The sequence below is a fragment of the Acidisphaera sp. S103 genome, from assembly GCF_009765975.1.
Taxonomy (GTDB): Bacteria; Pseudomonadota; Alphaproteobacteria; order Acetobacterales; family Acetobacteraceae; genus Rhodopila.
This window is the reverse complement of sequence record NZ_LMUJ01000048.1, coordinates 380,102-391,110: the sequence shown is the minus strand read 5'-3', so window position 1 is coordinate 391,110 and position 11,009 is coordinate 380,102. Positions and strand designations below refer to the sequence as shown.

Sequence of the window (11,009 nt, the reverse complement as noted above, 5' to 3'; positions counted from 1 at the left end):
CGAAATATTGCGTTCAGGACTCAAAAATCGTGCCAGACAGCCGTGGGCGTGTCCCGGCCATGACGACGAGACGACCGACGCTCACGAGGGCCATTCCATGAAATTCACCCTCTCCTGGCTGAAGTCCCACCTTCAGACCGATGCCTCGCTCGACCGGATCACAGACACGCTGACCCAGATCGGCCTGGAACTGGAAGGCGTCGAGAATCCCGGGGCCGCTCTCGCCCCGTTCCGTGTCGCCCACGTGATCGAGGCGGTGCAGCACCCGAACGCCGACCGGCTGCGCGCCTGCAAGGTGGACACCGGTGACGGCATCGTCTCGGTCGTCTGTGGCGCACCCAATGCGCATACCGGCATGAAGGCTGTCTTCGCTTCGCCCGGCGCCTTCATCCCCGGCACCGGCATTACCTTGAAAGTTGGCGAAATCCGCGGCGTCCAAAGCGCCGGGATGCTGCTTTCGGCGCGCGAAATGGGCCTTGGTGACGACCATTCCGGTATTATCGAACTGCCGGCCGATGCTCCCGTGGGCACGTCCTACGCCGCTTATGCCGGCCTGGACGACCCGGTCATCGAAATCGGCGTCACCCCCAATCGCGGCGATTGTTTCTCGGTCCGGGGCGTCGCCCGCGACCTTGCCGCCGCCGGAATCGGCGCGCTGAAACCATTCGCCCCTGCCGCCATCCCGCCCGCGTTCGACGGCGGCCCGCGCTGGGTGATCGATTTCCCCGAGGCCTGTCCCTGGATCATCGGCCGCACCATCCGCGGGGTCAAAAACTCCCCCAGCCCGAAATGGCTGCAAGACCGGCTGACCTTCATCGGCTTGCGCCCGATCAACGCCTTGGTCGACGTCACCAATTTCTTCACCTTCGACCTGGGCCGCCCGCTGCACGTGTTCGATGTGGGGAAGCTGTCCGGTGACACCCTGACCCTGCGCCGTGGCGCCGGCGAGACAATCCGAGCGCTGAACGGGAAGGATTATGTGGTCGATCCCGAGGACTGCGCGATTTGCGACGCCGCCGGCGTCCAGTCCATCGCCGGTGTTATCGGCGGCGAGGCCACCGGCTGTGACGACACCACCACCGCGGTCTTCGTCGAGTGTGCGTTGTTCGATCCGATCCGCGTCGCTCGCACCGGGCGCCGGCACCAGATCGTCTCCGACGCCCGCCAGCGGTTCGAGCGCGGCCTGGATCCCGCGCTGATGCCGGGCGCGATTCAGGCTGCCACGGCGCTGATCCTGGAACTGTGCGGCGGGGAAGCCGGTACCGTCACCGCGGCGGGCGGCGAACCCGTGTGGCAGCGCGACGCCACGATGCGGTTCGTCCGGGTGAAGACCTTCGGCGGGTCCGACATTCCGGCCGACGAAGCCGTCGCCTCGCTGGAGCACCTTGGTTTTGACGTCCGTCATCGGGACGCCGAACAGGTCACCGTCGCCGTGCCTTCCTGGCGCAACGACATCGCCGCGCCGATCGCGCTGGACCAGTGGCCTGGCCTGGACCCGGCCAGAGCCGCCAAGGCGGCCGAGGGCTGCGCCGCGATCGAAGCCGAGAACGACCTGATCGAGGAAGTCCTGCGCCTGCGCGGCCTGGACGCCGTTCCGCCCGTGTCGCTGCCGCGCGAAAGCCCCGTCCCTGTCGCGACACTGACCCCGCGCCAGCAACGCAACGCCGTCGCCCGCCGCACCTTGGCCGCGGCCGGGCTGATCGAATGCGTCACCTTCAGCTTCATGGCCCGAGCGGACGCGGAACGGTTTGGCGACAGCCCGGATGCGCTGAGGCTCAGCAACCCGATCGCGGCCGATCTGGACCAGTTGCGGCCTACTCCGCTGGCAACCCTGGCCCTGGCCGCCAAACGCAACGCCGCGCGCGGCTATTCCGACGTTGCGCTGTTCGAGGTCGGGCCGGCCTTCGCCACCGACGCGCCCGACGGTCAGAGACTGGTTGCCGCCGGCCTGCGGGCCGGCCAGACCCCGCGAAGCTGGGTTGTGCCGCAGCGTCCCGTCGACGCAATGGACGCCAAGGCCGACCTGTGGGCGCTGCTGACCGCTGTCGGCGTGCCGCTGGAAGCCGTCCAGGTCACGACCGACGCGCCGTCGTTCCTGCATCCCGGGCGCTGCGGGATGGTGCGCCAGGGCCCTAAGACCGTGCTGGGGTATTTCGGCGAAATTCACCCGAGGCTGATCGCCGCGCTGGACCTGCCCGGCCCCATGGTGGTGTTCGAGTTGAACCTGGACGCCGTCGCCGATCCGAAGCGCCGGAAGAAAGCCGCGCCAGATCTGCCGGCCTTCCAGCCCGTCCGCCGGGATTTCGCCTTCGTGGTCGACAGCGCCGTCGCCGCCGACAGTGTCCTGCGTGCGGCCAAGGGAGCCGAACGCACGCTGATCACCGCCGTTGCCCTGTTCGACGTCTACGCGGGCGACAAGATGGAAGCCGGCCAGAAATCCCTGGGCGTGGAGGTCACCTTCCAGCCCCGGGAACGCACCCTGACCGACGCCGAAATCGAAGCCGCCAGCCAGAAGGTCGTCGCCGCCGTGGCAAAAGCAACGGGAGCAACGCTGCGGTAGCCATTCTGACTCGGCACCATCGGGTAGGTCGATACCAGACCGACCCGATCGCGTTGGAACATTGCGGCATCAAAGGGCGACACGCGAACGTGATCGTTTGGGAACAGAAGGCGTGGATCACGCCAAAATAGACGTTTATCAAGCAAGATCGGGCCAATATGACCCGATCTTGCCCATCCGATACCTGAGCTCCCACAAAAGGATAGTGCCGGCTCCCGCGAGCCCGTCCGCATCAATCAAATGGATACGTAGACGCTAAGTTCTGGGCGTGACTAAATTTCCTTGTTATCACAGTTATGTATTACATCATGTCTTACGCGGCGCCGTACCTTAGACAGGCAAAAATTAACAGCAGGGATCTTCGTCATGCTTGGGTCTATATTGGACTTGGTTGGTTCGTTACTTGGGGCTGGCAGCCCCGGGAGTGGCACACAAAGTGCGCCCGCACCTGACATCGGTGCGGGCCTGGTTGGTGCCGGTGCCATCGCTGCGGCCTTGCTGATCGCCAGTGTCATCAGATGGCGCCGCCAAACCGGTTCGTAAGTCGGAAACATCCGGTCGAAGCAGGCCGTGCTGAATCGGGACGGTGATGGATACCGTTGGCACTTCCGATCGATCGGCCCCAATGCTGCAACGAACGCAAAAGATCATACTGATCGCCGTGGTGGCATTCGTCGTTTGCGGAATGATGTTGGCGACGCCTCGGCTCGAGGTTAGCGACGCCGACGCCGTGGGCGCCCAAAGCGGCTTGCAAGTCTTCGAACTGCTCGGCCTGCTCGCGGCGATCTACTGTCTCGCAAAAGCGCGTTCGATGCCCGCCACTGCGTTCCAGTCCGCTTCCCTTGCTGGCGCCGTCTTGTTGTCGCTGCTCAACTTTCACGGAGCAGCCGTCATCATCGCCGCGACGAGCCTTCTGTGTGGCAACCTCGGCGACGCCAACATAAAAGCCGCAGGTACGATCGTCGCCGCGATTGCCGTCCAGGCCGTTGTAGCACCGTTTGTGTTTACGAAGGTTGCACCGTTTCTTCTTCCGCTCGACGCGGCAGCGGCTGGTTTCCTCCTTTCAATGATCCTGCCTGGCGCAAGCTGGTCCGGCACGGTGATCCACTCGATCAACGGACACAGCGTCGTAGTCCTCGCGGGTTGTTCATCGTTCCACAATCTGTCGCTGGCCATGCTGTGCTGGGTCACCATTACCATGGCGTACCGACCCTACTGGACGCGGCACGATCTGTGGGTCGGCGCCCGAGCCGGCTTCATTCAGATCACTTTCAACGTGGCGCGTCTGCTCCTGGTCTCGATCAGCTACCCGATGTTCCACTTCTGGCATGACGGCGTTGGCCGCCACTACTTCGCCGCCGCGGCAACCTTTACCGCGACGTTGGTTGTCGCGATGGGTGTACTTCGAGCGGATCGAAAGGCACCGGCCCGATCGCCGGAAGCCCCGATCTCACCGGCGCCGTTCTTCGGCGGTTGACGGTCGCATTTGCCGGCGCGGACGCTGACGGAGCGCCCGAGCCACAACGCAGCGAGGAGACGCTGCGCTCTACCCCACCCCTAACGCTGCGCGCGCGTCGCTGACGACCTTGTCCGAGGACCGCTTCCGCCACCGTACCCGCTGCCCGATTGGCGTGTTTTCTACCTCCGGCAACACTTTCAGGGCGACAAACACCGGCCCGGGCGCGCCCAATATCGCCGGGAGTTCTCGTTTGAAATCCGCCAGATCGGAGAAGCTGAACGCTCGCGGATAGCCGCAAGCCTTGGCCATCGCGGCATAATCGACCGTTTTTGCCCCCGGCACCGGCTGGCCGCCGGTTGTGGCGTAAACCTCATTGTCCAGGATGAAATGGTAGAAATTCGCCGGCGCCTGTTCGGCGATGGTCGCCAGTTGCCCCAGGCTCATCAGGATATCGCCTTCGGAATCGAACAGCACGACGCGCTTGTCCGGCTGCGCCAGCGCCAGTCCCAGCCCGAAGCCGGAATGACCACCCATCGCGGGGTCGCCCAGCGGCAGGTCCAGCGCGGTATCGCTGATCTGCAGCCACTGCTTGCCGCCCCGGCCCGAGATCACGATCGCATCGCCCCGGTGAGCGGCGAAGACTTGCAGAAGCTCTGCTGTGTGCATCATCGTCTTATTCCCCCTACCGGTTGAAGCCGTGATATTCGTCGCCCACCAGCACCACCACCGGTTGGCGGGTCTTGTCCGCCAGTTCGAACGCTTTCGTTATGCGGTCGGAGTCGGAATCGTTCTCGATCAGGAAGAATGGGATGTTGAACGCCATCAGGAACCGTTCCGTATAGGTCGCGGCGGTGTCGGTGTTGACGCCGTGCCGCGTATAGCCGCGATAGCCGACCATCAGCACCACCGGGACGTTCAGCCCCATCAGCCAGCCGCGGATCGAATCCCCTGATTCCAACATTCCGGTGTTCTGGATCAGCATCATCGGCTTGCGTCCGCCGGCGTAGAGGCCGGCGGTGATGGAGCAGGCGTGGCCTTCTCTCGTCACCCCGACCAGGCGTAGGTCCGGATCGGCTTTCATCAGCAGAAACAGCCAGTTGGTCTCACTGTCCGGCAGCCACACGACGTCGGTGACGCCGTTCTGCTTCATCTGCCGCATCACTGTCTCGGGGCTTAATGCCTCGCTGCTCATGCCAATTCCCCCTTGGGCTGTTTGTCGGCCCGCCGATACGCAGCTAACATCGGATCGACGAACATAACCAGGGGAGCAGGCACTGTGACCACGACGACCTTCAAGATCGGCGACACGATCGTCCACCGCATCATCGAGATGGAATGCGGCTTCACACCCGCGCTGGAGTTCCTGCCAGGCCTGACGAAGGAGCGGCTGGACGAAAGCCGGCCGTGGATGGCGTCGCCCCTGGCGCTGGACAAAAACGACAACCTGGTGCTGTGCTTCCAGGCCTACATCATCCGCACCGGGAAACATGTCATCCTGGTCGATAGTTGCGTTGGTAACGACAAGGACCGCCCCGCCCGCCCGCTGTGGCACAAGAAGACCGACAGCGTTTTCATGGATGGCCTGAAAGAGGTCGGGCTGAGCGTCGACGACATCGATTTCGTTCTATGTACGCATCTTCACGTCGACCATGTCGGCTGGAACACCCGCCTGGAGAACGGCCGCTGGGTGCCTACGTTCCCCAAGGCGAAATACTTGTTCTCGAAGACCGAACTCGATTTCTGGCTGGCCGAGAACGACAAGGCCAGGGTCGAGCCGATTGCCGACAGCGTCATTCCGATCGTGGAAGCGAAGCGCCACCAGTTGGTCACCAGCGATTACGGCCTGAACGACCTGGTGTCACTGATCCCGTCGCCCGGCCACACGATCGATCATTACGCCGTGACGTTGGGCAAGGGCGGCAAGGATGCGATCTTCACCGGCGACTTCATCCATACGCCGTTGCAAGCGAAATGGCCCGATCTGTTCATGCGCATCGATTACGACGGCAAGCAGAGTTCGGCCACCCGCTGGAAGCTGCTGGAATCGCTGTGCGATACCAACACGCAGTGCTGCTTCGCGCATTTCCCGTCGCCGTCCCGCGGTTACGTCAAGCGGTGGGGCGACGGGTTCAAGTGCGAGTATATTACCGGCTAAATCAGACGCCCTCGACGATGCGTATGTCGCGTTCGGCACCATCGCCGAGCGCGGCAAGCGCGGCTTGGTAGGCGGGGCTGTCATGGGTGGCGGTGGCTTGGGCGAGGCTGTCGAACTCGATCAGCACGGTGCGCTGGTTCAGCCCGGCTTCGTACGTTTTCGCCGGCGTGCCGCGGGCCAGGAATTTTCCGCCGCCGGCGGCGATCGCCGGACCGGCCAGTTTGGCATAAGCGGCCAACTTGTCCTGGTTGGTGACGGCGCGATAGCTGCTGATCCAATATGTCTTGGCCATTGTGTTCCTCCTGATGGACCGCGGAACCTACCATTTCATCAGGACCGGCGACAATTGGCGGTGCTTGTGCTATATACGGGCGCATGAGCGTTGCACTGCGCCACCCGATGACCGTCGCCGAGTTCCTGGCCTGGGAGGAAAGGCAGGAATTCCGATGGGAATTTGACGGCTTCGAACCCGTTGCGATGACTGGCGGCACGGTCGCGCACCAAGTCATCGGCGACAATATTCTGGTTGCCTTGCAAAATCGGCTCGCCGGACGCCATTGCCGTGCATTCGGTGCCAATTTGAAGATCGACGTCGCCGGTCGCATTCGCTACCCCGACGCTTTCGTCTCCTGCACGCCCGTTCCACCCAAGAGCACCGTCATCCGCGACCCGGTAGTCGTTTTCGAGGTTCTCAGCGAGGGCACATCCCGCACCGACCGCATCGCGAAATTGCGCGAATACGGCGCCACGCCGTCCATCCAGCGCTACGTAATCCTGGAGCAGGACGCGATCGCCGCCATGGTGTTCGTCCGCAAGGGCACCGACCTGGTTGCCGCGACGCTGACGGCGGACGACACCCTGCGGATGCCGGAAATCGACGTCGAAGTCCCGATGGCGGAATTTTACACCGGCATCGAGATCATCGAAGAACAAGCCGCCGAGTCCGCCTAACCCCTCTCCAGCCGGATATTCCCAAAGCTGTCCACTTGCGCCGTCATCCCGCGCGGTACCAGACAGGTCGCGTCGTACTCCTGCACGATCAGCGGTCCGGTAACCGTTCCCACGAGCTCGGCCCGATCCACGACCGGCGTGTCGACCCATCCCTCATTCGGGAACCAGGCGCGTCGGTTGGCGGGCACGGACTGTGCGAAGGGTGGTATTCGCTGCGGTAGCCTGGGCTGTTCGGGCAAACCCCGCCCCATCACCGACAGCCCGATCAGCTCCACCGCTTCACCCTCAGGCGCTCGGAATCCGTACGTCTTTTCGTGCTCATCGCCGAAGAGGGCGGCAATGGTCGCCGGCGTAACGGATCCGTCAGGAAGCGCGACCTCGATCTCGCTCGATTGGCCGGCGTAACGGGCGAATGCGGACCGCTGGAACACCTGTCGTCCCGGTGCGAAACCATCGTGCGTCAGTCGTTGCGTTCCTGCTTCGGTCAGTTCCGCGATAATCCGGTTGATACGATCGGGGTCGGCGGCATCCAGGCGGACGCGGATACTCTGGCGAGCGTGATGTTCCGCATCCGCGACCAGCAGCCCGAAGGCACTGAATACGCCTGGCAGCGGTGGAATGATGACCCGGGCAATCCCCAGTTCCGCCGCGATCCCGGCGGCGAACAAAGGCCCGTTGCCGCCGAACGCCAGCATCGCGAACTGCCTTGGATCGCGTCCCCGTTCCACCGACACAGCCCGTATTGCCCGCATCATTGTTGCCGAGGCCAGCCGCAGCATTCCATGGGCTGCTTCCTCGATCGAAAGCCCGAGGGGTATCGCCAGATCACGCTGGATCGCGGCCCGAGCGGCTTCCAAATCGAGGCGCATGGTTCCGCCGGTCAATCCGCCCGGATCGAGATAGCCCAGCACGAGATTGCAGTCGGTGATCGTCGGCGCTATGCCGCCGCGACCGTAACAAACCGGTCCCGGCACGGCGCCTGCGCTTTCAGGTCCGACCTTTGGTGCGCCGGCGCTGTCGAGCCGGCAGATCGATCCACCACCGGCACCGACCTCCGCCAGATCGATCGCCGGCAGTTTCAGCATGTAGCCGGCGCCCACCAGCAATCGCGATCCGGCCATCACGCCGCCGCCGACCTCGATCGCCTCGGTACGCAGCACCTCGCCGTTTTCGACCAGGCCGGCCTTGGCGGTCGTTCCGCCCATGTCGAACGTAATGATCCGTGGCTCATCCAGACGCCGAGCCAAGGCCGCGCCACCGACGACACCCGCCGCCGGGCCGGATTCGATGATATGGGCTGGCGATTCGGCGGCAAACGATGCCGAGGCCAGGCCACCGTTGGATTGCATCAATTGCAACGGCGCTTCTATCCCAAGCGCACGAAGCCGAGCATCCAAAGCGGTAATGTAAGCCCGCACGACGGGCTGCACGTAGGCATTGATCACCGTCGTGCTGGTGCGCGGATATTCCTTGATCTCCGGCAGGATTTCGCTGCTGACCGAAATCGCCATGTCGGGCATAGCATCGCGGACCATGGCCGCCACCGCACGCTCATGCGCCGGGTTTGCGTAACTGTGCAGCAGGCATATGGCGACGCTGACAACATTTTCAGCGCGCAACGTCGCGATGACCGGTTCCAGGCTGGCCGCGTCCAGCGGGACAGTGACAGACCCGTCAGGACGCAGTTTCTCGGTCACTTCCAGCCGAAGCCGGCGTTCAACCAGGGCCCTGGGCTTGGTCCAGCCGATATCGTACAGCACCGGCATCCGCAGGTCGCGGATTTCCAGGATATCGCGAAATCCTCGTGTGGTGATCAGCGCCGTTTTCGCGCCTTTGCGCTCCAGCACCGTGTTCGATCCGACAGTCGTGGCGTGCAATACGTCGGCCACCGGCCCCGGCCGATCGGCCAGCAGTGTCCGCAGCCCCGCGATGATGCCATCGCCATAATCATGCGGGGTAGAAGCCGTCTTGTGCGTCGTCACGGCCCCGTCGCCGGAGATCGCGACCAGGTCGGTGAAGGTGCCGCCGATGTCGATACCAATGCGTACGCTCATGCCGCCGGCTCCCACGCCACGGCGGGTAATGGTTTTCGTTGCATTCGTAACCGAGCACGCAAGGTTTCGGTGGCTGCGGGGTCGATGAGCGGCGGATCGCCGGCCGCAACGACTCCGTAGTCACGTGCCGCCGCGGTGACGGTGACCAATCCATCGCGCAGATCACGTGCCACCAAGTCGAGGTCTCGATCCAGTGCTGGTCCCCAGCCGCCGGCACCGGGCAGTTCGTGGCGGAAGACTTCGCCACGCCTCAACGTCATTGTCAGCTTGGCGTGCAGTTTCGTTTCGTCGGCCGAACCCGGGTTCATTACGTTCACGCCGAATGCGCCCGGGCCGCCGCCTTGCAAGCCATACGGCCGATGGGTCTGCCGATCGGCTCGTACCTGCAATATACCTTCGTCCGCCAGCATCCGCCAAGTCTTGCGCTGCGACATGCCGCCGCGGAACCGCCCTGCCCCGCCGGTATCGGGCACAAATTCATAGTCCAGCACTTCAAGCGGGTTCTCGGCCTCGATCACTTCCACGGAGAAGCTGGCCATGTTGGCGAACATGCAGGTGTTGCCGTCCAACCCGTCCGCCCAGGGCCGCCCGCCCCACCCGCCCGAAATGAAATCGACGTAGATGAACGGGGTCAGCTCTTTTTCATACCCGCCGATCGTCAGGCCGGTATTGCCGCCGTCCGAGGCCGCGAACACCTTTTCCGGGTAGAGTTGGGCTAGCGCACCGAAGGCGCAATCCACGCCGCGGAATCCGGTCAGGCCACGCGCCGCACAGGCTGCCGGCAGCTTGCCGTGGGTAATCGTGCCGGCAGGCGCGATGATCTTGATCGGCCGGAACACGCCGTCGTTGTTCGGCATGTTCACGGACAGCACCGACTTCACCGCGGTGAAGCTCATCGCCGCTGTGTAGCTCAATGTATTATTGATCGCGCCTTTCACTTGCAGTGCGCTGCCGGTCCAGTCCACCTCCATCGTGTCGCCGCGCTTGCGGATGGTGCAGACCAGCGGGATCGGGACGCCGACATCGATCTGATCGTCATCGATCCAGTCGGTGAAGGTCGCCTCGCCGTCCGGCAACTCCAGCAGGCATTGCCGGGTCAGCCGTTCCGAGTAGTCCATCATCGAAACCATCAGTGTCACGACGCCGTCCGCGCCGTAACGCCCGACCAGGTCGGTCATCCCACGGGCGGCGATCTCGCATGCCGCCAACTGTGAGCGGATATCGCCGAAAACCCGGCCCGGAAGGCGCACATTCTGCTGGATCATGCGGAACAGGGTCTTGTTCTCGACCCCGCGCTCATACAGCTTCAGCGGCGGAATCCGCAGTCCCTCGGCGTAGATTTCCGTGCTGTCGGAGGCGTTGGAGCCGGGGACCCGGCCCCCCACATCGGTATGATGGCAAATCGTTGCGGCATAGGCGATGGGCCGTCCGTCCGCGAACAGCGGCTTGAAGATGAAGATGTCCGGCAAGTGCATGCCGCCGGAATACGGGTCGTTGTTGATGAAGATATCGCCGTCGTGCACGTCGTCGCCGAACTGCGCCAGCACCGCCTGCAATGCCACGGGGATGCTGCATAAATGGCCCGGCAGCGACAACCCTTGCGCCACCAGGCGTCCCTGTGCGTCGCAGATGGCCGCGCTGTAATCCATGATGTTCTTCAGGACACCGGAATAGGCGGTTCGGTAGATCGTCAAAACCATCTCATCGCCGATGGCCGAGATCGCATTGCGGAACAGTTCTTCGGTAATCGGGTCGGACATCGCGCCTTTTTTCCGTGGTGATCAGCGATCCGACCACTGAAACGGGTTCATGGCAACCGGGTCCGGGTTA

Annotated in this window: 9 protein-coding genes; 4 read left to right on the top strand and 5 right to left on the bottom strand. The window is 63.7% G+C overall.

What is annotated here, in order from left to right; genetic code table 11:
• Positions 1-97: 97 nt before the first annotated feature.
• Complete coding sequence (pheT, locus tag GSQ89_RS14290) at positions 98-2,560, top strand: phenylalanine--tRNA ligase subunit beta (RefSeq protein ID WP_158926215.1); 2,463 nt, start codon at positions 98-100, stop codon at positions 2,558-2,560.
• Between the two features lie 625 nt (positions 2,561-3,185).
• A complete protein-coding gene (locus tag GSQ89_RS14285; RefSeq protein WP_158926213.1) occupies positions 3,186-4,037 on the top strand; it encodes an archaeosortase/exosortase family protein in 852 nt (283 codons plus the stop codon).
• Between the two features lie 69 nt (positions 4,038-4,106).
• Here GSQ89_RS14285 and GSQ89_RS14280 read toward each other — a convergent pair whose 3' ends face one another.
• Together GSQ89_RS14280 and GSQ89_RS14275 are read right to left on the bottom strand one after the other, a co-directional pair.
• Positions 4,107-4,688 (bottom strand): thiamine pyrophosphate-dependent enzyme, encoded by a 582-nt coding sequence (locus GSQ89_RS14280; protein WP_158926211.1) that lies wholly within the window; start codon positions 4,686-4,688, stop codon positions 4,107-4,109.
• Positions 4,689-4,701: 13 nt separating this feature from the next.
• A complete protein-coding gene (locus GSQ89_RS14275; protein ID WP_158926209.1) occupies positions 4,702-5,211 on the bottom strand; it encodes a thiamine pyrophosphate-binding protein in 510 nt (169 codons plus the stop codon).
• Positions 5,212-5,295: 84 nt separating this feature from the next.
• Here GSQ89_RS14275 and GSQ89_RS14270 point away from each other — a divergent pair, with 84 nt between their 5' ends.
• The gene (locus tag GSQ89_RS14270; RefSeq protein WP_216856161.1) at positions 5,296-6,174 is read left to right on the top strand and encodes an MBL fold metallo-hydrolase; all 879 of its coding nucleotides are present in this window, start codon (positions 5,296-5,298) and stop codon (positions 6,172-6,174) included.
• 1 nt (position 6,175) lies between these two features.
• On the opposite strand, the gene GSQ89_RS14265 is transcribed toward GSQ89_RS14270, so the two are convergent.
• The gene (locus GSQ89_RS14265; RefSeq protein WP_158926207.1) at positions 6,176-6,466 is read right to left on the bottom strand and encodes a DUF1330 domain-containing protein; all 291 of its coding nucleotides are present in this window, start codon (positions 6,464-6,466) and stop codon (positions 6,176-6,178) included.
• Between the two features lie 83 nt (positions 6,467-6,549).
• Between GSQ89_RS14265 and GSQ89_RS14260 the strand changes: the two genes are divergently transcribed.
• The gene (locus GSQ89_RS14260) at positions 6,550-7,125 is read left to right on the top strand and encodes a Uma2 family endonuclease (protein WP_158926205.1); all 576 of its coding nucleotides are present in this window, start codon (positions 6,550-6,552) and stop codon (positions 7,123-7,125) included.
• On the opposite strand, the gene GSQ89_RS14255 is transcribed toward GSQ89_RS14260, so the two are convergent.
• Both GSQ89_RS14255 and GSQ89_RS14250 read right to left on the bottom strand, forming a co-directional pair.
• Positions 7,122-9,179 carry a hydantoinase/oxoprolinase family protein gene (locus GSQ89_RS14255; protein WP_158926203.1) on the bottom strand — a complete coding sequence of 686 codons (2,058 nt, stop codon included), beginning with the start codon at positions 9,177-9,179 and terminating at the stop codon, positions 7,122-7,124. The two genes, GSQ89_RS14260 and GSQ89_RS14255, sit on opposite strands and share 4 nt — an antisense overlap.
• Positions 9,176-10,939 carry a hydantoinase B/oxoprolinase family protein gene (locus tag GSQ89_RS14250; protein ID WP_158926201.1) on the bottom strand — a complete coding sequence of 588 codons (1,764 nt, stop codon included), beginning with the start codon at positions 10,937-10,939 and terminating at the stop codon, positions 9,176-9,178. The genes GSQ89_RS14255 and GSQ89_RS14250 overlap by 4 nt, the downstream gene beginning before the upstream one ends.
• Positions 10,940-11,009: the final 70 nt, after the last annotated feature.